General features: G+C 46.3%; 25 protein-coding genes, 1 tRNA gene and 1 pseudogene. 13 read left to right on the top strand and 14 right to left on the bottom strand.

All coding sequences use genetic code 11. The annotated features are described in order from the left end of the window. Positions 1-6 precede the first annotated feature (6 nt). The 10 genes from B9N89_RS03460 to B9N89_RS03415 all read right to left on the bottom strand — a co-directional run bounded on the left by B9N89_RS03460 (position 7) and on the right by B9N89_RS03415 (position 11,208). On the bottom strand, positions 7-771 hold the full coding sequence (locus B9N89_RS03460) for a type II secretion system protein GspJ (RefSeq protein ID WP_132315330.1): 765 nt from the start codon (positions 769-771) through the stop codon (positions 7-9). Between the two features lie 24 nt (positions 772-795). Further along, positions 796-1,554 carry a hypothetical protein gene (locus B9N89_RS03455; RefSeq protein WP_159455119.1) on the bottom strand — a complete coding sequence of 253 codons (759 nt, stop codon included), beginning with the start codon at positions 1,552-1,554 and terminating at the stop codon, positions 796-798. A gap of 28 nt (positions 1,555-1,582) precedes the next feature. After that, positions 1,583-2,374, bottom strand: coding sequence for a pilus assembly FimT family protein (locus B9N89_RS03450; protein WP_159455118.1), 792 nt, complete (start codon positions 2,372-2,374; stop codon positions 1,583-1,585). Between the two features lie 109 nt (positions 2,375-2,483). Then, positions 2,484-2,963 carry a type II secretion system major pseudopilin GspG gene (gene gspG, locus B9N89_RS03445; protein ID WP_132315336.1) on the bottom strand — a complete coding sequence of 160 codons (480 nt, stop codon included), beginning with the start codon at positions 2,961-2,963 and terminating at the stop codon, positions 2,484-2,486. 28 nt (positions 2,964-2,991) lie between these two features. Continuing rightward, positions 2,992-4,230 carry a type II secretion system F family protein gene (locus B9N89_RS03440; RefSeq protein ID WP_132315338.1) on the bottom strand — a complete coding sequence of 413 codons (1,239 nt, stop codon included), beginning with the start codon at positions 4,228-4,230 and terminating at the stop codon, positions 2,992-2,994. Positions 4,231-4,233: 3 nt separating this feature from the next. Beyond that, entirely contained in the window at positions 4,234-6,066 is a 1,833-nt protein-coding gene (gene gspE, locus B9N89_RS03435) for a type II secretion system ATPase GspE (RefSeq protein ID WP_132315340.1), read from the bottom strand. A 12-nt stretch (positions 6,067-6,078) separates the two neighbouring features. Then, a complete protein-coding gene (gene gspD, locus B9N89_RS03430) occupies positions 6,079-8,409 on the bottom strand; it encodes a type II secretion system secretin GspD (protein WP_159455116.1) in 2,331 nt (776 codons plus the stop codon). A gap of 71 nt (positions 8,410-8,480) precedes the next feature. Beyond that, a complete protein-coding gene (locus tag B9N89_RS03425) occupies positions 8,481-9,464 on the bottom strand; it encodes a type II secretion system protein N (protein ID WP_132315344.1) in 984 nt (327 codons plus the stop codon). Positions 9,465-9,471: 7 nt separating this feature from the next. Beyond that, a complete protein-coding gene (gspC, locus tag B9N89_RS03420; RefSeq protein WP_132315346.1) occupies positions 9,472-10,419 on the bottom strand; it encodes a type II secretion system protein GspC in 948 nt (315 codons plus the stop codon). Between the two features lie 156 nt (positions 10,420-10,575). After that, positions 10,576-11,208 (bottom strand): shikimate kinase, encoded by a 633-nt coding sequence (locus B9N89_RS03415; protein WP_132315348.1) that lies wholly within the window; start codon positions 11,206-11,208, stop codon positions 10,576-10,578. Between the two features lie 153 nt (positions 11,209-11,361). Here B9N89_RS03415 and B9N89_RS03410 point away from each other — a divergent pair, with 153 nt between their 5' ends. Beyond that, entirely contained in the window at positions 11,362-12,147 is a 786-nt protein-coding gene (locus tag B9N89_RS03410) for an enoyl-CoA hydratase/isomerase family protein (protein WP_159455115.1), read from the top strand. On the opposite strand, the gene B9N89_RS03405 is transcribed toward B9N89_RS03410, so the two are convergent. The 3 genes from B9N89_RS03405 to B9N89_RS03395 are packed head-to-tail and all read right to left on the bottom strand — an operon-like array spanning position 12,125 to position 14,528. Continuing rightward, positions 12,125-12,922: a hypothetical protein gene (locus B9N89_RS03405; protein WP_132315352.1), complete on the bottom strand. Its 798-nt coding sequence runs from the start codon at positions 12,920-12,922 to the stop codon at positions 12,125-12,127. The genes B9N89_RS03410 and B9N89_RS03405 overlap by 23 nt on opposite strands. After that, positions 12,915-14,033, bottom strand: a complete 1,119-nt coding sequence (ychF, locus tag B9N89_RS03400; RefSeq protein ID WP_132315354.1) for a redox-regulated ATPase YchF — start codon at positions 14,031-14,033, stop codon at positions 12,915-12,917. The genes B9N89_RS03405 and ychF overlap by 8 nt, the downstream gene beginning before the upstream one ends. Before the next feature lie 3 nt (positions 14,034-14,036). Next, entirely contained in the window at positions 14,037-14,528 is a 492-nt protein-coding gene (locus tag B9N89_RS03395) for a YajQ family cyclic di-GMP-binding protein (protein WP_132315356.1), read from the bottom strand. 95 nt (positions 14,529-14,623) lie between these two features. Between B9N89_RS03395 and B9N89_RS03390 the strand changes: the two genes are divergently transcribed. The 12 genes and pseudogenes from B9N89_RS03390 to B9N89_RS31220 all read left to right on the top strand — a co-directional run bounded on the left by B9N89_RS03390 (position 14,624) and on the right by B9N89_RS31220 (position 25,096). Continuing rightward, on the top strand, positions 14,624-15,763 hold the full coding sequence (locus tag B9N89_RS03390; RefSeq protein ID WP_132315358.1) for a hypothetical protein: 1,140 nt from the start codon (positions 14,624-14,626) through the stop codon (positions 15,761-15,763). A gap of 42 nt (positions 15,764-15,805) precedes the next feature. Beyond that, positions 15,806-16,003, top strand: coding sequence for a 30S ribosomal protein S21 (rpsU, locus tag B9N89_RS03385; RefSeq protein WP_132315360.1), 198 nt, complete (start codon positions 15,806-15,808; stop codon positions 16,001-16,003). Positions 16,004-16,061: 58 nt separating this feature from the next. Beyond that, positions 16,062-17,861, top strand: coding sequence for a DNA primase (gene dnaG, locus B9N89_RS03380; RefSeq protein WP_132315362.1), 1,800 nt, complete (start codon positions 16,062-16,064; stop codon positions 17,859-17,861). 162 nt (positions 17,862-18,023) lie between these two features. Next, positions 18,024-18,743: pseudogene (locus tag B9N89_RS32370) on the top strand (hypothetical protein); the annotation flags it as partial. Next, positions 18,720-20,105, top strand: a complete 1,386-nt coding sequence (gene rpoD, locus B9N89_RS32255; protein ID WP_412535397.1) for an RNA polymerase sigma factor RpoD — start codon at positions 18,720-18,722, stop codon at positions 20,103-20,105. The pseudogene B9N89_RS32370 and the gene rpoD, both read left to right, overlap by 24 nt. Before the next feature lie 58 nt (positions 20,106-20,163). Next, positions 20,164-20,240 (top strand) — tRNA-Ile (locus B9N89_RS03370). A 238-nt stretch (positions 20,241-20,478) separates the two neighbouring features. Beyond that, a complete protein-coding gene (locus B9N89_RS03365; protein ID WP_132315366.1) occupies positions 20,479-21,588 on the top strand; it encodes a tyrosine-type recombinase/integrase in 1,110 nt (369 codons plus the stop codon). A gap of 186 nt (positions 21,589-21,774) precedes the next feature. Continuing rightward, positions 21,775-22,032 (top strand): hypothetical protein, encoded by a 258-nt coding sequence (locus B9N89_RS03360; protein WP_132315368.1) that lies wholly within the window; start codon positions 21,775-21,777, stop codon positions 22,030-22,032. A gap of 112 nt (positions 22,033-22,144) precedes the next feature. Next, positions 22,145-22,417 (top strand): helix-turn-helix domain-containing protein, encoded by a 273-nt coding sequence (locus B9N89_RS03355; protein ID WP_132315370.1) that lies wholly within the window; start codon positions 22,145-22,147, stop codon positions 22,415-22,417. A gap of 206 nt (positions 22,418-22,623) precedes the next feature. After that, positions 22,624-23,130 (top strand): hypothetical protein, encoded by a 507-nt coding sequence (locus B9N89_RS03350; protein WP_132315372.1) that lies wholly within the window; start codon positions 22,624-22,626, stop codon positions 23,128-23,130. Next, positions 23,114-24,343, top strand: coding sequence for a hypothetical protein (locus B9N89_RS03345; protein WP_132315374.1), 1,230 nt, complete (start codon positions 23,114-23,116; stop codon positions 24,341-24,343). Before B9N89_RS03350 ends, B9N89_RS03345 begins: the two co-directional genes overlap by 17 nt. A 579-nt stretch (positions 24,344-24,922) precedes the next feature. Continuing rightward, positions 24,923-25,096: a hypothetical protein gene (locus B9N89_RS31220; RefSeq protein WP_159455113.1), complete on the top strand. Its 174-nt coding sequence runs from the start codon at positions 24,923-24,925 to the stop codon at positions 25,094-25,096. A gap of 372 nt (positions 25,097-25,468) precedes the next feature. Here the strand turns inward: B9N89_RS31220 and B9N89_RS03340 are convergent, their stop codons facing one another. Beyond that, positions 25,469-26,215: a DUF4262 domain-containing protein gene (locus tag B9N89_RS03340; protein ID WP_132315376.1), complete on the bottom strand. Its 747-nt coding sequence runs from the start codon at positions 26,213-26,215 to the stop codon at positions 25,469-25,471. Positions 26,216-26,220: the final 5 nt, after the last annotated feature.

The following is a 26,220-nucleotide window of genomic DNA, read 5'->3' as shown; positions in this document are numbered from 1 at the left end:
GCACCTTCACTGATACTTTGGGGGTTGGGATGACGGTTGCTTCTTCTGACTTGAGCCCCATGAACGAGGTATATATACCACTGTCCTCATGGTAGAGTAAGGCTGATCAGCCTCTTCAAAACGCTCTCCCTCAAGTGGATCGACTTCGTAGGCTTCGATCTCGATCTGCACCATGTAAGGCAAGAGATCGCGCCACTCAGATTTGCTGCTATTCCACTCATCTTTCCAATCGGTTCCATCCCAGGGACGAACTCTGAGCGATCGTACGTTCTTCGCTAAAACTTCCATCGGCACATCATTCTCGCGAAAGTCTTCGGGAATGTACTTTGTTTGGCCACGATATAAGTTGCTCATGCCAGTGTCTGTGTCCTGTTCAATCTTATAGACCACGAAGGTTTGATCCGCTTCGGGAGAGTTTGCCACCATCGGTTTGTTGTTCATAGTGGTCAGCATCACCGTTGCATTATTGCCCCTTGTCTTCACTTCAAAGTGGGTCTTCATCTTTCTTGTGGTGTAGAGGTATTCAGGTCGCTGACGCTCTATCATATAGGCATGCTGCAGGTCGTTGGTGAGTCTTTTCATAGCTACCGCCAGCCGATGAGATACCCGTGCCTGCTCAGATAAGGACAGTTGAAGATCAACTCCTGTACGCATCAAGGTGGCTGCCGTAATGGATAAGACGAGAAGAATCATTATGGCAAAGATCACCTCTAGGAAGGTCATACCTTCCTCAGATCGATAGCGTATCCTTTTTAGTTCAATGTTTATCACGTTCGTCTCAGCTGCAGCTCTTAGCTATTCCGAATTGGTAGAACCTTGAGAGCCTGAATTATTGTTACCAGAGTTATTATTCGAATTATTGTTATTGCTATTATTATTGTTGTTATTTTTAGGTGGCGGATCGATGGAGTTTTCAACATCATCTAGCATCTGCTTCATCACCTTCTTCTTACTCACAACATAAGCATCCAACGCTTTCTGGTTCGTAAGCAACATGGTGAGATTGATGCTATCGCGCCGCGCTCCCTCAGGCCAAAACACCTCAACATTGGCAATTTTCAAGATATGACCATCGAAAAGAGAATCGATCACCTGCTGAATGCCAGGAATCCCTGCGAGGGCTCCCCCCGAAGGTTCACTTGGGGCTGTCACGTCCGTCTCTTCCTCGGGGTTTTTCGGCCCGCCTTGCAAAAGAAGGTCGAAGAGCGGCAGCTTCCACTCTTGGATACTAACCTTAAAGGTATAGTCGAATTCAGACTCCTCTGGGTCGAGCTTAAACTCACCCTCGTAGTCACCGTCAATATCCTTAAACTCATAGACCTGATAGTTATACTCGACCTGCGACATGATGCGCTTCGCCAACCAGGTCGCTTCAGTCATTCTCCGCATGTATAGATTGTTATTGATGATACTGCCTTGGGTCGAAACCGTTTCAATGACCACAGGTAGCAAAATGGCAAGAGCAGCGAGAGTCTCGATGATAGTAAAGCTTCGCTCGGTGTCTTTGCCCGGAATTTTTTTATCGCTGGGAAAGAACGATCGTCTTTGAAACATGTCTCGATATTTTCGCTTCCAAAGCATCTTAGCGACGTTCCCGATCTTCAAAAATGTTGACTTCAATATAGCCTGACTGAACATCGGCCAAGCCCTCGTACGGACGAGTTGTCACAGTATAGGGAATTTCCTCTGGATCAATTTCATAGTCATCCAGTTTGGCACCAATATGAATGACGGCACGCTCCACATAACCATGGGGGAAAAAGTAAAGATAAGCCACAGCTTGGTCTTCGTACTCCTGCAAGCGTATTAAGCGAGCGTGGTGCTCAGTCTGCATATCTTGGATCGCGTAATATGGGCCCAGGGACCGACCGATCCACTCGATATCGTTCACTCTCGTCCACTTGGGGGGCTTAAGCTGATCGAAGGCCTTCAGAACTGGCGATGTGGGAGGAATCATCGTTTCGCCTTCTTCATCTTCCACTTCCTTGCCAGCCAGCTCCTTATACTCCTCGTAAAGCTCATTGAACTCTTCTTCTCGCTGCCGAAGGTCGTCCTCGGTAAGCTCGCGTTCAAGAGATTCCGGCATGATTTTAAAGTCAGTTCGATCGGTTGTTTCTAAGTAATAATCGCCTGAGTTAAACTCAAATACCATACGATAGGGCTTACGATTGAGCACGGCCAAATCAAACGCCGAACGAATGTCTCCAGACAGGGTACTTAACTTACCTGCAGCTTCCGTGGTACCGATCACACCAAGGTTCGGTAGGACCATAACAAATACCGAGCCTACAACAGCAATCACGAGTATCACTTCGATCAAACTGAAACCGGCACTCCCCCTAAGAGTGCGCCGATCTAAAGGCTGCTGTCGCAATGAATCCTCCTTAAGACCTTTCTCTGACTGAGTTTGACAAAGGGAACATGAGATCCCATTAAGGTCGAGGGGAAGGGAGAACAAGGGGGCGAGCCTGCGAGAGGAGGGATTAACCCTCACCCGTATCACCGCCTGCCTCTTCAGGATAAACAATGTCATCTTCACTGCCGACAACGCCATCGATCCCAGGTGAGATAATCTTAAACGAGCGGCCATCAGACTCATACTGATACTCGTTATCCCAGGGGTCGTTCATCTTATTGGCGTCCATATAGGGCCCCCGCCAACGCTTAGCATTGGAAGGCTTTTCCACCAGCGCCCGCAAGCCTTGCTCGGTTGTCGGATAGCGGAAATTATGAACCTTGTAGAGCTGCAGATTGGTTTCTATCTGTCCCATTCCAAGACGCGCGGCATCTTTAAGTGCCTCTTCCTGCTGTCCTGTAAGGTTGGTCACCAAGATCGCCATAACAGTACCCATAAGGGCAATCACGATGAGGATTTCAATGATACTCATACCTATTTCTGAGCGTCTCTCCTCATCACCAAAGGGTCTCAACATCAAATTTTTAATCGTCTTGAACGTCATCATGCACCTCGTCACTAGTCATAAGAATATTCTATCGCACTTGCTTCATCACATCCATCATTGGCATAACCATGGCCCCAATTACAACCACTGCGATTACCAGCAAAAATAACATCATAATCGGTTCGATCAAGGTAATCATCTTGGCAATCTTCTGCTCAACTTCCGCATCGTAAGCCTTCGCTACGTGGGCCAACATCTGTTCTAGCTCGCCAGTTTTCTCGCCGGTTGCGATCATATGGGTCACTAGACCTGGGAAAACCCCACTGCGGTTGATACAGCTTGCCAGGCTGTTGCCTTCTTGAACTTCAATCTTGGCCTGCTCAATCACTTCAGATAGCACCTTATTGTTTACGACATTTTTGGTGATATCCAAAGCTTGAATAATGGGAACCCCTGACGACAGAAGGGTCGATAATGTTTTCGTAAAGCGAGACACGGCGACCATCAGGATCACAGAGCCCACCACCGGGGCTTTGATCTGAACCACGTCCCACTGTCGCGCACCCTTCTCACTGCTTTTCCAGCCACGAAACGTGAAGAATATCACCAGTGCCATAGCTGGGATGGTATACCAGTAGAGCTGCATGAACTCTGAGAAATCCATCAGAGCTTGGGTATACCACGGCACTGCAACCTTCATATTGCTAAAGACCTTGGCAAGCTTGGGAACAATAAACACTACCAAGAAGCCAACAATCGCAAGTGAGGCAATGATCATAATTGTAGGATACATCATGGCCTGCATGATTTTACCCCGGATCGTGACTTGGTATTCTAAAAAGTCAGCCAAACGCAAAAGCACAGTAGATAAGGTTCCGGATGTTTCACCGGCTCTAACCATGTTTACATATAGGTTGTTGAAGATTCCTGGGTAGGCTGCCGAGGAGTCGGCTAGGGACTTACCTTCGGACACACTGTCCTTCACCGCCGCAAGAGTACTCCGAAGAGTGGGATTTTCCATCTGAGATACAAGGGCCTTTAAGCTCTCATCGAGAGGCACATGAGCACCTTGGAGCGTCGCAAACTGCCGGACCATAACTGAAAGTTCTGCAAGACTAACCCGAGGAGTAAAAAGACTGAAGCTTGCGCTCCCGCCTGAGCTTTTGGTAGAGCTGCTTGCAGGGCCTTCTTCTTTTATATCAGCGACAATGATCTTCTGCTTCTGTCGCAGATGTTGCCTCGCGGCCCTTTCCGACTCAGCATCCACTTTACCCTTGCGATTGGCACCGGTGCCCGCATCGTATCCTTTGTAAGAGTAAATTGGCATGAGTTAGGACCCCTTTTCTGCGCCGACATCCATCTCAATATCGTCCACTTGAGTTTTCCGAATCGCTTCTTCCAACGAGGTTTCTCCATTAACCACCTTTTGCAAAGCGGAATCACGGAGAGTTACCATCCCCTTTTCTACAGCAAGCTTCTTAATTGACTTGGAATCTTGTGTCTTAAGGATCAAATTTCGAATTTCATCATCGAACTGTAGCAGCTCGTAAACACCTACTCGGCCAAAATAACCAATGCCGAAGCACTTTTCGCAACCAGGTCCGGCTCGGTAGATGGTTTTACCTTCAATACTTTCACGGGTGACCCCAAGGATATGAAGTTCTTCATCACTGGGGGTGTATGCTTCGTGGCAATGAGCACATAGTTTTCTAAGAAGCCTGGTCGCGACGATCCCAAGCACCGCCGAAGACAGCTGGAAGGGTTGAACACCGAAGTCCAAGAATCTTGTTACTGTGGAAGCCGTATCATTGGTATGGACGGTAGACAAAACTAAGTGACCAGTGATCGAGGCTTGTACCGCGATCTTCGCCGTTTCACTGTCTCGAATCTCACCAATCATGATCACATCGGGGTCTTGTCGAAGGATAGACCGCAGACCGCTAGCAAAGGTCATCCCGATCTTTTCTTTTACCTCGATCTGACCAATTCCAGAAACCTGGTATTCCACCGGGTCTTCGATTGTAAGAATGTTGATGTCTGTGGTGTTGATGTGCATTAGCGATGCATAGAGCAAGGTACTCTTACCAGAACCAGTAGGCCCTGTAACAAGAACGATACCGTGTTTCTGTTCAACCAAGTCACACAACTGATTGTACATCTGGTTTTCGAGGCCCATCTGATCGAGTCGCTTACCACCAGCAGACTTATCGAGAAGACGCATCACGACCCGCTCGCCGAATGATACCGGCAGTACTGAAAGACGAACGTCGATATCCTTACCAGCGACTTTAATAGGAATCCGGCCATCCTGAGGAACCCGTTTCTCAGCAATATTAAGCTTACCAATGATCTTAATACGGGAAGCCAAGGAGCCCGCATGACGCTTTGGAATGGACGTTTTATCCTGCAACATGCCGTCAATTCTAAAACGAACCAAAACTTCATTTTCCAACGGCTCAATGTGAATATCTGAAGCTCGTTCTTTCACAGCTCGGGCAAGGATACTATTCACCAAGCGGATGATCGGCTTTTCATCATCGGTAGATTCAAGCAAGTCACGGGTTTCTTCAAGATCCTCGTCCGCCCCCATCTCTCCGACATTTAGTTCGTCCAACACTTTTTGCGAGGCATCGTTCGCTCGCTCAAAAACACGGTTGATACTATTCTCGATAACACCCGGAGGGCTAACGATCATATTAATATTGGTTGATAGGATCAGGCGTAGATCATCCAGGGGATAAATATTCAGTGGGTCTGACACCACAACCGTGACATTGAAGTCGTCACGAGCAATGGGCAGAATCTTATTATCCCGGCAAAACTGAATTGGAATACTATCAACGAGTGCAGGGTCGATATCATTGATCGGAAGTCGGTCGTAATATGGGAGGTCAAGCTGTAGCGCCAATGCCTTAAGCATCTCCTCTTCGCTCACATACTCCTTCTCTACAAGCACTTCCCCGAGCTTCCGGTAGTTATTCTCTTCTTGCTGGTGATTTAGCGCTTCGACCAACTGCTTTTCATTGATCCGATCGGTTTCGATGAGAATCTGGCCAAGCGTCTTATGCTGAAGACTACGAAAGTCTACTGTTGGTAGACTTGTCCACTTCGGCACCGAAAGACCCTCTGACTTTTCGTTTTCTTCGTTATGATCGTCGGACATGAGTCCCTCTCGTTAATCTTGATCGTCTGGAATTATTGGGTCTTCAGGAGGATCAACCGGCTCTGGAGGATCGATCTCAGCCGGCGATAAGCGAGCCTCACCACCATCGCCGCCATCGCTATCAAGAGGCACAGGCACAGGAGTTGGTGTCTCTAGCTCTTCTCTGGTAGGAGCATCGTCCTGCCGCTCGTCACCACCTTCGCCAACACCCATTTCTTCTTGAAGGTCTTTTAAAAACTGGCGTCTCTGCTCTTCTTCCATCGCATCCTGGGCATCCGCCTGGTAAACGCCATCTTTTTTCGTGGGCAGAGCCCGATAGAAGGCATCGTCCTCATCAAAGCCAAATGCTGAGCGGAGGAGCTCATCCCGTTGCTCGACTTTCTTCTCGTAGATTGCTGCGAGGTCGTTCGCACCGAAAACCACATGAGGAGTCAAAAAGATCATCAAGCTCGTAGTCGCTTTGCTGATTGTAGAATTTCTAAATAACCAGCCTAGGATGGGAATATCTCCAAGCAGAGGAATCTTCTGGAAGCTTTCCTCTTCCCTTCGCTTAACGAGACCAGAAATAACGGCCGTCTGGCCATTTTTAACTGTGACCAGCTGCGATGTTTGCCTTTTGCTGATATTTGGCAAATTGGTATTGGCATCGATGCTGCCCTCGTTGGCCTCCAGATCAAGTTTCAAGGTCACATAGTTGCCGGAGTGGGCGACGTTGGGCTTCATTTCAAGGCTAAGATCAGCATCTACATCCTTAACATCTTCAATCGCTCCTGCACCTATGGTCGCGCTGGTTTTTGCTGTCTTATAAAAGATTTTACTACCGACAACGATTTTAGCTGTCTCATTATTTGAGGTTAGGAGGTGAGGTGACGCGAGAACTCTCGTGTTACCATCTGCCTTTAGCATCGAGATTAGGCCACCAGGTCGAACGTCACCAATCCCTGGAATTTCCACCGTTTGCGCCGCTAAGACTCCAATGGTGAAGTCTCGACCCAAGGCTTCAGCAATCCCCTGCTTCGCTGCGATATCTAAGGAGGTATTTTCGCCATCCCCTGCTGCGATGATGGGGGCCATATTCTTACCTTGCCAACCGTAGGATTGCACCGTGCCATCGCTCGCTTTACCGAATAAGATCGAGGTACCAAAGTTTAGATTGTTTGAGAGATTGACATCTAGAATATCAGCTTCCACGTAAACCTGGGCTCGACGACGATCCAGTTTACGAACGATAGAGTTGATAGTCTCGTATGCCGCACGGCTACCAGTAATCAATAGAGAGTTCGAGCTTTCGTCTGCGGTAATCTTCACGTTATCGCCAAGATCCGCGACAGGGGCCGAGGAGTTATCTTCGTTTTTGGTATTGGTGCTTCTCGTGGTTCGACGCACGCGGCCAATGGTTCGACTGCGGCTACGGTCATTAGCTCCTTGAGCTAAGGATGACAAGGTTGTCGCCAACTTCTTTGCGTCCGCATAATCTAGGAATCTTACGCGTATGGCCGCTTGGTTCGAAGGATCATCGATGGGGAAGTCAAATTTTCGAACCAAATCTTTCACGTCTTGGATGGTTCTAGGCGGCCCAAATATAACCACTGAGTTCGAGCGTTCATCAACAGTGATTTTATAGGTACGGAATTGAGCCTTACCCTTCTTACTACCCGAACCCGCTGACGCTTTCAAAATCTCTGATACCTTCGATGAAATGCTCTTAGCATCACCATAGCGAATAGGTACAAGAGCGACCTTAGGCTGCTGACCAGCAACATCGAGAAGCTCTACAATTTGCAAAATCCGTCGCACTTTGTAGCCAGTGTCACTAATGATCAGGGTATTGGTCGGCTGGTAAGCGATCATCGAGTTGGTCGAAACGATGCGCGATAGGGTCGTTTGTATCTGCTTGGCATCAATGTATTTCAAGGGCACAATCTGCGTGATGAGCTTATCGGTGCGAGGTGCCCACGACGTACCTTGATAGATTCTAAGGTTACCCTTGAGGGCATTGCGAGTTGGCAAAATTTTGATGACCTTGCCAGTTTCTACTGTGGTCAAGCCAAGGACGTTCAATGCGGAAAGAAATGCTTGATAGGCTTCCTCTTTGGTCACCTTCCGCGGCGAAATCATCTGAACCTTGCCATTGACACCCTTGCCAAGTATGACATTCTTTCCTGTCCACAGGGCCACAGCCCGGATAATATCCTTAATGTCCGTTGGCTCTGGAAAGTCGATGCTCACCAGTTCCTGCCCTTCGGGCACGCCATCGGCTCCCGGTCTATCTTGTCCTTGAGCGAAAACCTGAAAGCCAAGACTCAACGTAAAAATCAAAACAGCGATTTTTATAACGCTCACTTCCCCGAATCCCCTCAATGTCTTTGCCCTTCTCATAATCTTCCTTGCCGGATCGAAACCTATCGTCAACCCTACTTTATTTCAATGCTAATATTTGAAGGAGACTTACCCTTCTTCAAATATTCAACCCGAATCTCTCGCTCGTTTTGCAGGGCTGTATAAAACTCAAAGCCCTTATCAGGCTGCGCCATACTAACCCCGTTCACTGAAGTGATGACATCACCACTATTCAAACCCGCCTTTTTCCACAAGGACTTTGCTTTTACCCCTATCAACTTAAAGCCGATCATACTTCCATCTCGATTATAAGGAACTAAGCGACCCGACTCTAAAATCTTGGCAAACCCGGGCCCCAAGGATTCTTCAACAAATGAGCTTTCGAGTTGGACCGTGGCTAAGTCATCGGAGGGAGGTGGGTCGGACTTAACTGGTTCAGTGGTCGTTCGCGTTGGGCTACTTGAAAAGGAACGCCCCTTTTGGCTTTTAATTTCCAGACATTCCTTGACGCCATTATTATTAATCACAAGCCGAGATGGTTGTACCGCGTAAACATTGGCTGCTTCATGGCCCAGAATGGGATCACCTGCCCTGTAGATATCAGCGATGTTGTAACCTTTTTCCTTGACGCTCGCCAATGCACTGGCTGGATTGGCACTGTATATAATACCTACTAACTCCAGAGGCAGAGAGGACTTATTACACTTGTCGTTGACGTTAAACTCCGCCATGGGGCGTTCTTGATTCGCCGATGGGTCTGATTCATCTGGAAGCTCCCCAGTGGAATTGAAAATGTTGCGTTTTACAACATCCTTTCGTACTTGGCGATAATTCAATGTCTTACGAACATCAGGGCGGTCGGCCTGTAGACCGACTGAACGAATGGGCTGAATCGCGGGCCCTGAAATAAAGCCAATAAGGAATGATGACACCGTAGATGCAGCCATATAAGAGAGGAATAGAACGACCCCTGACCGTGCCCCAACCTCAGCCAAGCGACGACCGAGGTCTTCATTATTCTTCCAGTAAACTAAGATTTTTTCTTTTAGCTCAACCACGGCCTTCCTACTGAATCGTGATATTCATGTCTTCGATCGCACCACCGCGATTGATACGAACATCAATCTCCTTGGCGTTCTTCAGCTGCTGAAGCATTCGAATGGCACCGGCAGCATCACGAAGAGGGATACCATTGATTTCCTCTACAATGTCATTGTTTTGAAAGCCAGCCTTCTCGTAGACCGAATTTTCTCGAATTCTGGTCAGGCGAAACCCCTTAAGCTCACCGTTCACCATATTGGGTTCTGCTTTGGCATCTTGAAGAATCTTAGCCATGTTATCGGGAGTTAGAAGGTTACGTTTGAACTCTTCGCTCAGTTTGATCTCGGTTCCCTTTCGCTCGAAGCCATCTTCCTTGTAAGCTTCCGCTGGTGGTCGGGTGGCAATCCGAGACACACGACGAGACGTTCCACCACGGCTGCTAGCTTTTCGTCGGGACCTAACAATTTCAAAAGGATCGACTTCGAGATATTCCCGCTGCCCACCACGATCAAAAATTACACGGTCTTCGTAAATCTCGACGAGTTTGGCATTATTGACGACCGTGTCACCAACAACATAGGATTTTGTACGTCGCCTTTGAGTATCCTCAAGCAGGGCTAAGCCATTGTATGGATCACCAGCGAAAATCAAGCCTCTCACTTTCAGTGGTAGATCCGACTTCACCAGAGTTCCCGTTGGTCTTCGTTTTGAGTCCGTCGTTGGCGCAACCTCATCGCCGAGGGTGCCCTCGCTATTAAAAATATTTCTTTCGAGAATGATTTTCTGATCTTCCTTGCTGAGCCCACGGTTTTCAGGAGCCACGGAACCACGCGGCACCTTAACCCGGCGAGGCTTCATGTCAGTGGGCATCAAGACATAGGCAATCCCCATAGAGAGAATCGTAGACAAGATAAATGTAATGGCAAAAATTGTCGCCAGAGTCTTAAGAGACAGACTCTGAATAAAGGGCAAGATTTTTTTTTCTAGCTCTATCTGCACCAACTACCTCTTTGGCACTCACATGGGACCTGGCCGATCGCCATCCTAAGGTCAAGAAGATTAAGCTTGTCTAAGCCGAAGAAACCCGGAAAGATGGCTCGCTTGGGCTGTTGACGGCGCAATTGACACCTAGCGGGCTTTATCGTCATTCAATTTATTATCTAGCAACATCGACTTAATAAACTGGGCACAAGTTTCCGCGGTGACATAGCTACAGCTAAGTGTGAGTTCTGCACCCTCGTAGCGATGACGACGGCGCTCCATCATTTCATCAAGCTTGGCTGTCAGATACTTTTCCCGCTCAACACGATCTTCGATCCGTACGGCTTCCGCTAAGAGAGGACGCTTTGACAGTTCATCGTGTTTCATGACAAGCCGGCGAGCCACCTCGGCCGCCGGAGTGGCAAGCCATACGATAGGCCCGAGTCGACCTAGGGTCTCCCAGTTCTCATCACGCTCGATAGCTCCTGCGCCGGTGATAATCACGTGATTTCGGATGGGCGTGAGTGACTTTATTATAGCCGATTCCTGGTCGCGAAAGCCAACCTCCCCTTCATCTCGGAAGATCTCATGAATGGGCTTCGCAGCCACGCGCTCAATCTCGTCGTCAATATCTACGACTCCAAGTTCAAGCACCTTGGCTAGTTGATAACCCACTGTAGACTTACCGGATGCTGTACCCCCAACGATGATAACGTTAGGAACGGAGAGACGATTTAAAACCTTAGATCGGACTTTGTTTTTACTTTTCTTGCTTTCCAAACTTCAAAAACCACTTGCTTTCCACATTTAGGCACCGCTAAAACAGCAAAACATTCGACGTAATGTATCCTAATTCCAAAGGCTTGGATACGAAAATGTCCGGGAAAAGCCTTTTTAATCCTGTCTATCCCGACAAGAAGAGGGTGTTTCGGCGTGCATGTTATCAAATCATCTCATGACTATTATATAAAATGGCGCATTCAAAGACCAGAGCGTTTCAATGCACTAGGTCCCAGTCTTGGCAAAGAGCTTCTAAGCCTACTTGAAGACCTGAAAAATCAACTGCGACTTGATAAGCAAGTTCGCGCCTTAGTCGTCACAGCAGAAACAGTGGAAACGAGTCGTGGACCGATCTGGATTGCCGGTGGTGACCTTAAGGAATTAGCAGCACTGGATAGCAAGTCGGCAGCCTTTGCCTATGGAGAGATGTTTCAAAATTTAGCCCAAGGCTTTCGAAAACTCCCCATCCCTGTGATCATGGCTGTCGATGGTCAAGCCATTGGCGGTGGCATCGAGTTTACCCTAGGCGCTGACATTAGAATCGCCACATCTCGATCTAGCCTGCATTTTAAACAAACCCAAGTCGGCCTCGCTACCGGCTATGGCGGTAGCACCTTGCTGAAAGAGTTGGTCGGCCTCAGTCGTGCTACCGGATGGCTACTTTTGAACCAAACAGTATCTGCAGACGATGCGCAGATTGCAGGGCTGTTTCACCAAGTCGTTCCTGACCATAATCAGCTTGAGAGCACTTGCGTTGAATGGGCCCATCACTTTGCAAGGCAATCACCCGAAGGTTTGGCAGGGCAAAAGAAAATGCTTTACCCGGAGCACGAACATCACGATTCATTGAAACGGGAGCTAAACGTCTTTGCCGAGATTTGGAGGAACCCAAGTCACAGCACATTCCTAGAACGTTTCACGAACAAGACCAAAGCTTGACTAAGGTCTCAGGAATCGCGGCTTGAACCGATGAAAGATGACTCAGATCTGCGGGGAAGAAGTCTGACGATAGCCTCTTGGCATCGAGGGGCACTGCCTCTCGATCAACCCATCGCGAGGCCTTGCCGCAACGAACCCCAAGATTCTGACAAAGCCTTTTCCAGTAAACAAGATAAGATTTATCTTGAGGAAGCTCTTTTAATTCAAAGTAGGCATCGGGATAAGCCATTCGAAGGTATATTAACAAAGATCCTTCAAACATTGAAAACTCCCGGCACTCAATGATATTACGGTCATCGTCATCGAGAGAAAAGACTTGCCGAATGAAAGCCACTCCCATTGGGCGAGGGTCCCAAATATTGGTAATGCTAGCTCCTTCACTCGATTCCGAAAGAGCTAAGATGGATGATTGCAGTGAAGCCGGACCTAGACTCACCGCACCTAGAATACGTTTCCCGTGACCAAAAAAAGCAGGCCCTTCAAGAGTAACTCCATGACAAGTACTTCTACCTAGGTAGACCCATAGTCCTTCGCTAGGAAAACTTGGTTTCTGCCACCAGGCTTTGGTTTGAAACATAGTTTTAATATTTGTTTTAGAGTCGCTCAGCATCCCACCAGTAAAGTTCCAAGCTTCGGGAAGCTTGTTGCCTTTGTGAGAAAGATAGAACTTACTTTGCGCTGGAGACCAGGATATATAAAACAAATCACCCTGACCTTCAAAAGAAAGATTTAAGGCAAGCGGCGCTGCGAGCAGGCCGCCTTTTGGATCAAACATTGAACCGGAACTCGATCACATCGCCATCGACCACGACATAGTCACGACCTTCCTGACGAATCAAGCCATTCTCCTTCAACTTCGATCGTTGGCCGACAGACTCTAGATCTGGAATCGCATAAACTTCGGCACAGATAAAGCCACGTTCAAAGTCAGAGTGGATCTTACCTGCGGCAACGGGAGCCTTATCCCCTTTACGGATAGTCCAGGCTCGAATTTCCTTTTCGCCAGCAGTAAAGTAAGTTTGAAGCCCTAGTAATTCGTAGCCAGAGCGAATCAAGCGATTCAATCCCGCTTCGGACATACCTAGATCTTGAATCATTTCTTGTTTATCTTCAGGCTCAAGCTGGCTCAACTCTTCTTCGATCTTACCACAGATCAAAGTTGCAGCAGCTCCTTCACTGGCTGCTCGCTCCTTCACACGCTTTGTGTGCTCGTTGTCAACAGAGCCATCTGCCATATCCTCATCGACATTACAAACATAGAGTACCTTCTTACCTGTAATCAGGTGGAGGTCTCTGTATGCATCCGCAACCAATACCTCATCACCAACAAAAGGCTCGACATCAAACGATCGCGCAGGAACTGATTGCTGAAGGTGAGCATTAAGCGCGTCGAGCATCTCAAGAATCAGAGGGATCTCTTTCTTGTTTGTTTTCTTAAGCTTTTCGTACCGCGTCTGAGCGTTCTCGACAGTTTGCAAATCCGCCAAGACCAACTCGGTTTCAATAATTTCGATATCACGGATTGGATCGACACTACCTTCTACGTGGGTGATATCACCAGAGTCAAAGCATCGAACCACATGAGCAATAGCATCGGTTTGACGAATGTGGCCCAAAAATTGATTGCCCAGACCTTCGCCACTGGCAGCACCGCGCACGAGGCCTGCGATGTCCACAAACTCCATGCTCGCTGGCACGATCTTTTGAGACTTCACATACTTGTCGAGCGTCTGCAAGCGCGGATCAGGAACATCAACGCGCCCTACATTGGGATCGATGGTACAAAAAGGATAGTTTGCTGAAGCCGCACCAGCTGCCGTCAGCGCATTGAAAATCGTAGATTTACCGACGTTGGGAAGCCCAACGATACCACACTTAAAACCCATGCATTAACTCCGCATATTCACGAATTGAAGGGGTAGGCCCACTTCTTGTTCTTTTAACGTTTTGATGACACTTTGAAGGTCATCAATTTTCTTACTGGTGACACGCACTTGATCATCCTGGATCTGAGCCTGAACTTTCAGCTTAGAATCTTTGATAATCTTGATGATTTTTTTCGCGACGTCCTTTTCAAGTCCTGAAATCAGACTCACCTCTTGGCGAATCTGCTGGCCAGAAGCTTGCTGCTCATCACCATAGTTCAGGGCTCGGATGTCGATCGCACGCTTCACCATCTTCTGTTCGACGATTTGGTGAATGCTACGCAACTTCATATCGTCATCTGCGACAATTTTAATCTTTTTTGCCTCACGATCGAAGGCCACGCTCGAACTTCCGCCTTTGAAATCGAAACGGTTGCCAAGTTCTCTTGCAGCTTGGTTGATAGCATTGTCAACTTCTTGCAGGTCAACTTCGCTTACAATATCAAAAGAAGGCATGATAGAATTCTCCTTACCGAGGCTCGGTGACAGTGTCGGTTAATATCAGAATTTGGCATTTCCATAAACTAATGTTTTAGATGAAGATGATGAGAATGCAAATTACTATGATAACGCTCGCTATTCTATGGCTTTTCTGCTCATTAGCGACGCCCAGCCTGGCACAAAAGTCTAAAATTCGCCAGGAGAAGCCGACTCGCACCTCATCCAATAAGTCATACAGGTCATGCAGGAAGGCCGCTGTCGCTGAAGCGAAGAAACTCAAGAGCAAGCGCCATCAAGTTCGGTTTCTCAAACAAGCCGCCAGCCGCTGTCGCGAGCGCCACCCTGCCGTATCTATCCTTACAGACTGCAAGCGGAACGCCATTCGTGCTTACAAGGACGATCGCGACTATCTGCCTGTCGCATTGAAAGAGTGTAAGGAGAAATATCAGTCATTTCTCTTTCAGCCAGACGAGAGCCTACCTTTTAGGGTCGACGAAGGTAGAATATTTTTTGCCGGGGTTGGCCTCAACAGTAATCGCGAAGTCAAACCGTCGAGCAGCAAGGAAGACAAGTCTGACAACAACGACATTGGTAACTTCGACTGCGAGTCTCTAGGGCAAACCTTTGGTCGTCATCTCGACCCCCAATTCCTACTGTTTGGTAACGATCCACGTTCGTATATTCCTCTGAAGCAGACCTCAAAACGCTCATTGCTTCGCGGACTCAAAGTTCAAACTAAAAAGAAGATGGAAGTGCAGGTAAACCCCTACCTTGGTCAGGTCTACTGGCACCGGCAGTCTAAATCTGTAACCAACTATTTTCCCTCAGCCTCATGTAGCTATGGGGGCGAGAACCAAGGCCTTTATGACGGCATAAAAATCTATTACCTGATCGATCTTGAGAAAAACATGGCGACCCCCTATTTTGGCATTGCCTTCTATCGAAAAGGAACTAATATACCGGTCTCCCAACTCATCGAGGAGGTGAAGACAAAGTTGGGTGAGGGGTATGTCACATCGAAGTCCAAAAGCGGACTCGACTTGGTCGCGAAAGCGGAAATCAAACGATTCGATCATGAAGGTGATCCCCGCAACCTTTGTCAGTTTCCCCGTAAACACAGGGTTATCGGTGCTGTAGCTGCCGATGATTCAGGGCAGTTTGCAGCTTATACGCTCCTGTCCAATATCGGGAATCTGTGCAAGTACGGAGACCGCTTTGCCAGCCGTCTCCTGAAAAAAGGTTTCAACTAAATAAAACTAATCAGGCCATCAGGCCTTTTGGAGAGTAAAAACATGCCAGGAATCTTCCTTCGAGGCGAGGAGCCCATCGAATTGATGTTGCGTAAGTTTAAGAAACAAATCGAGAATGCCGGTGTTATGGCTGATGTCCGTAAGGGTGAGTCATACGAGAAGCCGTCTGTTCGACGTAAGCGTAAGGCTGCTGCCGCTCGCAAACGCGCCGCCAAACGCATTAGGCGAATGGGTGCCTAGCCCTCTCGCCGTTTCCAAGTTCTTTCGATGTTAAACAACCCGCTCCCGTGAGGCACCCATGTCAGTCGATGTTGCCAAACGCAGAATTCTGGACAAAGTTCCCTTAGCTAGCTTGATCGGCGAGTCGATCCAACTTAGCACGCGGAGCGGGCGTCAGGTGGGGCTCTGCCCCTTCCATCAGGAAAAATCCCCGAGCTTCACAATTTTCGATGACCACTATTTCTGCTTTGGCTGCCAAGCCCGCGGTGACGCCATCGAATATGTCCGCCATACTCAAGGCCTGTCATTTATCGAAGCCTTGAAATACCTCGCTGAAAAATACGGCATCGAAGCACCCGAGCTTGAAGACTCTCGTAAGGCCCAAGAAAGCCGACAGCAGGCCACCAACTTGTATCGCATTCTAAAAACGGCACAAGCTTATTTTCAGCACCATTTGGAGCACCAGGGCTCCCAGGTGAGAACTTACCTTCACAAAAGAGGCTTCTCTGATGAGGCTATCGAGAAATTTGGCTTTGGCTACGCTCCTGACCAGGCCATGGGCTTGGTTTCGGCTCTGCTTAAGAAAGGTTTTAGCCTCAAAGACGCTACTACGGCTTCGGTTGCGACCCAGTCTCAACGAGACCTTAAAACATACGACTTTTTCCGCCATCGCTTAATGATCCCCATTAAGGATCACCACGGTCGCCTCATCGCCTACGGCGGACGAACCATGGGCGATGACCCAGCGAAATACAAGAACAGCCGGGAGACACCCTTATTTGATAAATCCCATGTCCTATACGGGCTGGATCGCGCCAAAGAGCATATTCGCAAGAACAAGCGAGCCGTGGTTGTCGAAGGCTACATGGATGCCTTGCAGCTTTGGAATCATGGTTTCGGCGAGACGGTAGCATGTTTAGGCACGTCTCTAACCCCCCATCATATGCAGCGTCTGTCAAATCTAACAGAAACGGTTTATCTTATTTTCGATGGGGACCAAGCTGGCAAAAATGCTAGTTTAAGAACGGTAAGCAATGCCATAGAACTTCCTAAAACCCAATTCAAAGTCGTGCGCTTAGCTGCAAAGGACGACCCTGACTCATTTGTTCGTCGGCAAGGCCCTGATGCATTTGAAGCTTGTCTAGGCGAAGCTCGGGACCTGCTAGATTTTGCTATCGTTAGCAAGGTCGGCGATGCTCATGACTTAGCCATACCCGACTTGATCCAAGCAGATATCATCCCCTGGCTCAAAAGCGTGCGCGATCCGGTGCGACGATCATTTCTCATAAACAAGGTGTCTCATCTCACCGGCGTCGACCGTGAGTCCATCCAACAGATTATGATTGCCCGACCGAAAGGTGCCTCAGCGCAGCCCAAACCTAAGCCTGTGGAAGCTCCTAAACCTAAGCAGGAAGCTATCAGAGCTGCCTACACTCGCAAGCTAACAAACATTGAATATGACTTTCTGGGCCATGTTTACTACTCCCAGCCAGAGCAGGTTGTCTTAAGCGAGATTGAAAGCTTGCTCGCGGTTGAATTGGAACTTGAACCCTTGTGGGTAGATCTTTGTCATGAGTTCCTGAAATGCCTGAAAAAAGGCATCTCTCCCGCAAAGCAAGACATATCATCATGGCATACATCATCCGAGTTGGCAGCCATCAATCTGATGAAAAACTTCCATGAAAAGGAGTCTGCCTTTCAGGCAGAAAATCGCCAGAGCCTCATTCAACGACTAGGCAAGTCACTTAGGCAAAAGCAGCTACAGGAAACCGTTTCAATCCTCAAAAAACGCCTAGACGACGCAGATATTCAGCAGCAAACTGAAATTTTATCAGCGATCTCGAAATTAAATGGTGAAATTCGTTCTCTTGAGAGGTAGGATGCTAGCTTATTTAAATGACAAAATCTTGCTTTTTTCTAACCGACCCGATATACATATTAGGGTGCGTTCACTGAATGTATACTTGCTTGGTTAGATCCCGAGCATTTTTTTTCTTCCAAAGAGACCACCAAAATTCATTTTCGGAGAGACTATCTGCCTATGGCTACTAAGAAAAAATCTGCCAGCAAGGCCAAAGAATCGTCTAAAGCCAAAACTGCCAAAAAGGCAGCCAAGAAGAAGTCTGCAAGCAAAACTACCAAAAAAGCAGCGGCAACAACGACTGCAAAAAAGAAATCTGCAAAAAAGGCTTCAGTGAAGAAGGCAACGGCGAAGAAGGCCAGCGCAACGGCAGCCGAAGGCGAGGACAGCGCAGCGCAGCAGGTGATCGGAAAAGCGAAGGCTCTCACAGGCAAGGCAGGGCAAACTAAGAATTCCGTGGTGCAGCAACTCGAAAATGAGCTTGATAAAAAAGGCACACTCACATTCAAAGACGTGAGCGAGGCCATCCCAGAAGAATATCAAAGCCCTGAGATGATTCAGGCAATATTGATCGATTTAAAGTCCAAGGGCGTCGCCCTTCAAGACACGGTGAAAGATGAGATCGACGACTCAAAATCCGATCCTGACAGCGCCATACTTTTAGAAGATGATTCACTCAAAACGTTCGACGATCTGGATGATGATGACGATGATCCCACAAAGCCGGACAGTAGCGACTCAGATCAACCGGCCGCAAAGCGGACCAAGAGTAGCGATTCTGACGAGGAGGTCACCATTCGAGAGCCAGTGAAAAAAGAAGCTAAGGCAGAAGATTTTGGCAAGTCGAACGATCCTGTTCGGATTTATCTTCGAAAAATGGGAAGCGTCGCCCTTTTGTCTCGTGAAGGCGAAGTGGTCATTGCGAAAAAGATTGAAGCTGAAGAAAACCGCATCTTGAGCCACCTTCTTCAGTTGCAGATGGGTCGCGAAGCCATTGTCGACGCCGCGCGCAAGTTTGTGGCTGGTGAAATCCGGATGAAGGGTTTTATCAAAGGTTTTGACGATGACGAAGCGTCTTCCAATGAAGAGGCTCACGCGGATAAGCTCAAGAAGACGACCGAAGAGTTTCTTGGCGAGTATGATAAGTACGAAGAATTCATGAACTCCAACGCCCCCACAGCCCAAGAGCAAGGCGAGCGGGTATTTGAGATTTTAAAAGACCTCAACATCAACCGCAAGTTGATGATCGGCGTGATCGAAACTCTTGCAGAATACTCCAACTCCTTGCGAGAAGCCGAGCAAGATATCGCCTACTACGCGAAGCGTATGGGTTGTAGCCGCGATGATCTGATCAATCACATCAACGCAAACCCCGGCGTTCCTTATGGAACAGCTACCGATCGGGAGTGGCAGCGAGTGCTTCGCAACGTTTCCGCAGCCCTTGAAACCCTCGACAGGGTGAAGAAGGAAACCGAGATGGAGCCGGCTAACCTTCTTTCCCACTATTCTGGTTTAGCGGCGATGCAACGATCTGCAGAAGCAGCTAAGAAAGAATTGGTGGAAGCCAACCTAAGGCTCGTGGTTTCCATTGCTAAAAAATACACCAACCGCGGCTTGCAGTTCCTCGATCTGATTCAGGAAGGCAACATCGGTTTGATGAAAGCTGTAGAAAAGTTTGAGTACCGCCGTGGTTACAAGTTCTCGACTTATGCTACATGGTGGATTCGTCAGGCCATCACCCGCGCTATTGCCGACCAGGCACGGACGATCCGTATCCCTGTTCATATGATTGAGACCATCAACAAGCTGATCCGTACTAGCCGTTACCTCGTTCAAGAGATGGGCCGCGAGCCGACTCCTGAAGAGATTGCAGCACGAATGGATATGTCAGTAGACAAGGTCCGCAAGGTCCTCAAAATCGCCATCGAGCCGATTTCCTTAGAAACCCCGATCGGTGAGGAAGAGGACAACCACATTGGTGACTTCCTAGAAGACAAGACGCAGCACTCCCCATCAGAATCTGTGATTTCGGGAAGCCTCGAGGAGCAGACGACCAAGGCGCTTGCCACATTAACCCCAAGGGAAGAAAAGGTCTTACGGATGCGCTTTGGAATCGGCGAACGCAGCGACCATACCTTGGAAGAAGTCGGCCAAAACTTCGATGTAACACGGGAGCGTATCCGGCAGATTGAAGCCAAAGCTCTCCGCAAGCTACGTCACCCGTCAAGAAGTAAGAAATTACGGGCCTTTATTGAGAGTTAAGCCTCACTTTTTCATTGTCTCAGCCCAAATCTTTTGCTAGTTTTGGGCTTCCAATTGGGGGATGATAGCTCAGTTGGTTAGAGCAGCCGGCTCATAACCGGCTGGTCCGGGGTTCGAGTCCCTGTCATCCCACCATCTTTTACTCGAATTTCAGGTACTTACAAGTGAATAGCAGAAAGTTGCCGGTTAGACGCTTTTTAATTTGCCGGTTAGAAAAATAACCGCTGAGAATGCCTATGGATCAGCTGGAAAGCCTCGAAATCTACAAATCAGCCCGCAATATTGCCTCTCTGTCGAAAAAAATCGATGGAAAGGATATTAATCCCAAGACTATATATGCCGATCTCAAGACTATTCACGCTGAGAGGGCATTGTGTCAAAAGAGTATCATCTCAAAACCGAATTCCGAATCGAATCCCCACATGGAACAACCGGCTTCCGAATAAGGTATAAAAGCCCAGATACCGACAACAGGTGGAAGACTCTTTCCCTCCCCGAGATCAAACTAGCCAACCAACTGTACCGAGACGGTACTGTCGATCACGAGCATACCAAAGAAAAACTCAAAGAGATTCTCAAACAGCAGTATGCCATTAGGGATAAGAAAAAGAAAAAAGCTCCGTTCATGACGAAGAACATTCAGCTTGTTGAAAAGCTGTGGGAGGACAAGTATACCCGCCGCCGAAAGAGAAACATGAAGAGACCAGACGAGTCCTATAGGGATCTTATCTTAGCCGCTGAAGCCGCAGGAATGCACCCATTAGACACCTGCGACCTAGAAGATCTTGAGGACTATCTAGAAGAATCTCTGTCGGACGATCCGAAAAAGCTAAGACGACGCATTACCTGGCTCAATTCAATTTTAATGTGGCTTGGCCGCCCCAAAATTTCTCAAAACCATCTCAGGATAAGAGAGAAAGTTCGCTACCTCAATGAGGACGAGTTTAAAACTATGCTCGTCAACATACCGAAAGAAGATGACAGGCTCCTCGCCAGAATTGCCTTTTATACCGGACTTCGATTAGGGGAGATTTTCTATCTAGAGCGACACCATATTCATCGTAATAACGTTCTGGAAGTGGACGGACAAATGTCGGATGAGCAGCATGGTGATGGTTCATTCAAAATGACATCCACCAAGACCGGAACAAGCAGGGATATCTTTTATCCCGATATCATCGAAGACGATCTACGGAAGTGGGCTGCTATCCCTTTTGAAGATAGATACAAGATTCGGCTTCGCACTTTTGCGAGAGTCATTCGAAAGGCTTGCGAGACGACTTTCGGAGATGGAGATAAGATCAAGCTTCTTAACTTTCATTGCTTAAGGCATTGCCATGCGATTTGGTTACTTCATAAAGGTGCATCTATTCATGAAGTGGCCCAGCAGTTAGGGAATCATTATGAGGTGACCTATCGCTATTATTCTGGCTTTGAGTTGAAGAAGGAATCCGTTGAGCGGCTTAAACGACTGGTAGATTAAATATTCTGGAAGCAAACCTAACGAAGAAAGAGATCACTACATGAATGCAAAAGAAGAAACCCTCATTCCACTGACAGAACTTTCGGCTACTTAAATTACATCGCAATAGTACATGCATTACGTTCTGAGTCAGACGAATGCAAGGCTCTAAGAAACACTTAATAAACATATACAGGAAGGGAAAAAATGAGAAGTATTCAATTCTATCGTGATAAATTAGATAAATCTGAGACCCTCGCTGAAGTCGAAAAATTTTTATCCGGCGGGCTTAAACAACTATCTCAGGATAAACAGAACATGCTGGATAAGAAGACTCGATTGAATGATCAGATTAAGCAACTTGAGTCTGAACTTAATGGGTTTAAAACTTACGAGAAGGCATTGACTCAACTTGGGCAGAAAAAAATGGGCGAGATCTTTGCTAGGTTGAGCAACAAGGCCTAGCTTAGGCTCCAATGGTCTGGTTTTATAACAAGGTTGATCTGTGTTGGCGCATGGGTGGTATGATGTAAGAAGGTCTTTGCCAATAGGCGAGATTCATTGATACCACTGTGAGATGAGTTCTCGTATGGGTAAACCACAGTCATCCATTGCTCGCCTTGAATCCGGTAATGTTAGAGATCCGCGTATATCTATGTTTTACCAAGCAGCTAAGGCACTCGGGATTAATCCTGCTGAGATATTAGGTTGGGCTTTTGATCAAGTTGAGAGTTCTTCTGAAGGATCAAAGGAGGATAAGGATGGCGTCTACAGAAAACTAAGAATCACCTTGATTTGCTTGAGCCTGAGCAACGTGAGCAGGTTGCTAAAGTTATTGAAGCGATTTTAGAGCTTATTTGATGAGCAGACAAAACTGACAAATCTAAAATTGTCAGTTTTGTCTGTTCGGGTAATGAAGTTTACTTATACAAAAATCATTGATTCAAACCTATAATTTTAGATGCTTAAACATGATTAGCTGATAAAAGCTAAACATTTATAACCTCTCCCCGAAAGTTATTCCTACCTGGCTTTAGTTGATAGGAACCGTCAATAATGTATCTTGTAGCGCTAATCTACATCATAATTTATGCTTTATCAGCATTGTATCTGCTATTCGACCTGATCACTGTCAGAAATTTCTGGTTAAGCAATGTATCAGCCGAACACCTTGATAATATGAAACCTTTCTTAACCCTCTTGTTAAGCTCTCTCCTTGGCTCAGCTTCGCTAGGAATACAAGCCATTTTTCATTTTCAAGTAACGTCTAAATTAGACAACAAGCACCTTCTCGGTTATTTTCTTTGCCCGTTGTTGGGGAGCATACTTTCATTCTTTATATTTTCTTTGATACATACGGGCCTAATTGCTTTAAGTGGTGAATCAACTAGTAGCAGTGCTTCCCAATACTCTTTGATAGTGATCGGGTTTATTTCAGGGTACGGATGGGACCCAGTACTTACAAAACTTCAAAAACTTGTATTCGAAGTTTTAGGCGTAGAGTTTTCAACCTTCGACAAATACGCTAGCAATGAGGAAGCTGCTGATGGAAAAAGTAATTAAAAAAATCGATCTGGTTTCAAAGGCCGTAAGAAAATACCTGCAAGATGGTAACTCACCTCAAATAATAAAAAATGGTATATTTCAACGTGCAATGCTTAAGTGCAAGACCACACAAAATGAACTTCATCTAGTTGTTTCAAAATCTGGATTTGATATTGTGAAGTTAAGCGAGAAAAATCGAATACAAAGTCTTTCTAGGCCATTAGAGGAAGTAAAAACAGGAGAGCTAGCCAGTTCTCTGAGTAATGGACTAACTGAGGTAATCGATGATCAAATTAGAGCCCTAGGAGACATGCCTTTTATTCTAGTAGGAAAGCCATACTTTCGACAAACTCCAAAAGCAAAATTAAACGGAATAAAAAAGTTTTCAGAAATTGCTTTCGAAGAAGGAGTAGAAAAAATAACTATAAAAGGGAAAAGGATACTAACAAATACCCTAACTCCAAACACAGAAACAATCATGAAGTTGATAGAAAACCACATAAAGGAAAAGCCTGACAACCTCAAAAAGAATGTAGTCAAAGCTGTAAAAGACTTACAACGAAGTTCCAGAAGGGAAATCAATCTTGATCAAATTGATAGAAAAGGATCTATATTAGGACAACTAAATAGCTGGATGGAACAAGAAATTCAGACTTACTCTAGTTTCTTGAAAGATACTACCATTAGCCCCGAGGATTATAATAGACTATTAAAAATTAGTTATAACTTCACTTCAGATAGCATCTATTTTTTAAAACTAATCTACGCAATTTGTGACCTAAAGCCGATAGTTTACTGGCTTACAGTAGATAAGCATTTGGATCTCGAAAAGAACTTTAAGGCGATGAATATACCTTCGTACAAAACGAGCTTTGTGGACCTTGAAGACTATAGGAAGAGAATCGGCTCGGCGAGGGATAAACAATTCCATACACTATTTAATTTTGACTCATCTTTCCGGGTAGAACTGAAATCTCTAAAAAATTTTGAAATGGTCTTTTGTGAAGAGTTTAATACCAAGGGTAACAAAATGGAATTTCAAGATAAGCAGATCGCAGAAAACTTCCTAGATCTCACAAGAACTAGAGAAGATATGCTCGAAGATGACTTCTTACGAAAGAATCTTCAAACGATTAAATCACTACACTCAATCTTTTTAGAAACTCAAAAGGCATTAGAAATTCTGCACCCATATACGAGAGAACCAACATCAAACAAACAAGCAGCTTAGAAGTAAAAATTGTTTCTCAATTGAAGGATCACTCTCGAAGGTAGAAAGGTCAAAAATCGGACAAAGAAATCGTACATTCCCATGTAAATCGTTCGGTACTAAAACTACACCTATAGCTCGATTTCGAAGAAACAATTAGTCTAATAAATATAAATAAATACATACTCGACCAAAAGACAAACTACACCATCCAAGAAAGGCGGCATTGGCGGTTGATGTAAGATGTAAAAATTTAGACCCGACCTGATCAAACTGACAGACACATAGCTAAAATTCATTATCAAAACAGGGTGACTGTGATTCAGCTCATTTACCTTTACCTCCCATTTTGTTCGTCCGTCAAGAAAGTTTCCATATTATATTACATTACCCGACTCATAGCATGTACCCCACTGACTCCGAACCAAATTTCAGTACCAGACTGGCATTCGAACCGCTATCAGGAAATTCTTGGATACTATGCTTCTCTTGGCAATCAGCTAAATTCCACAGCATCCCTTTCAACATAAATCGATTTCCTTGCTCCAGCAACGGTGAGAGCAAGCCTCTCTCATCTAAATTTTTACCAGGAGTATTTCTATGAAAAAGAACTTTCTTAGCATCTACAAATTCTCTATCAAACGAATCGATTCGGAGAAGTCTTTCTCGATCTACATCGACATCGATGAAGACACGGTTGGAGTCATTAAGCTCCATGACAATTTCTTACGTGCAGTAAAAATGCCTGCGAAGCGTCCTCGCAAAAAAGGATAACTTCATACGCAAGGTAGCATTGCTACCTTGTTCTATTTTTGTGCCCCTAATAGTTAGATCACCAAACTCCAATTTTGCTCGATAGAAATCTGGGAAATCAAATTCTTCGAGAATACTTCCTAGAGTATTCATAGCCTAGTGCTAAAAAGCAATATTTTAAGCAAATTAAACCTAAGCTGGAAAACATCCCCCCCGCTCGCTCCGCTCGACAAACTCTGTTTTTAAGGGTGAAGCCCTATTCGAAGCGATATTCATCATTATATTTCAAAACTGGGAAACAGAGTTTGTCGAGCGGAGCGAGCGGGGGGGGAGAATCACTAACACGATACATTGTGGCTCATGATCAGAAGCAAATCAAATTAGTGCCAAAAGCTAAGTGTGAATTGACCAACTATGCTCCACCCCTTCTCTAGTCGCATAAGATCTATACCCTAAGTAATGAATCTCGTTAAGAGTAGGGTCCATCGCTACAAGTTCCTCTAGGCAAACAAGTTTGGCCTCATCACCCTCACCAACATCATACTTGCTATGAAACTCCCATGAGCCATCTTCATTATGGTAGACCATCACAACAGGCTCACCATCGATAACTTGTTGAGTTGTGTAAACACCTAGATTTCGAGGTTCGTAAAACTTGAAATCGATATTTCTATCTAATAGCGGTTGAAGAAACTTCCAATCTTTGTTGAAGCTCTCCTCCCATGGCCATACTGACATTTTATCGGGCCAGACGACTTGTAGCAGTGGGAAATCAAAAGCCTTATAATACCATCCCCCAAAACCCACATAATCCCTGTAATGTTCTTTCGCAACCTCGATAAGCTTAACCGTGTAGCCTTCCAAGAATTCATCATATTGATTCTGGGCTACAAAGCTATTTCCTTGCTTTACCGCTTCATGAACATGATTCAAAATATAGCATAGAAGTTCTTTGGAAAGGCCAAATACAATCACTTCTGGATGACCATAAGTCTTATGTAAACCGATCGTGTAAGCAAAGCTCGGCAGGTATCCATCCGATGGTATGTAGCATAAGTGACATCCATATTCCTCAACGTCCGAAACAATTGCTTTTTCAGACTCGATTCCCTTCGAGCAATGATAGCTTTCACTGTCCATGTTCG

The sequence above is a fragment of the Pseudobacteriovorax antillogorgiicola genome (genome assembly GCF_900177345.1).
GTDB lineage: Bacteria > Bdellovibrionota_B > Oligoflexia > Oligoflexales > Oligoflexaceae > Pseudobacteriovorax > Pseudobacteriovorax antillogorgiicola.
The sequence above is the reverse complement of the archived record's forward strand: the minus strand, read 5'-3'. Positions and strand labels throughout refer to the sequence as shown.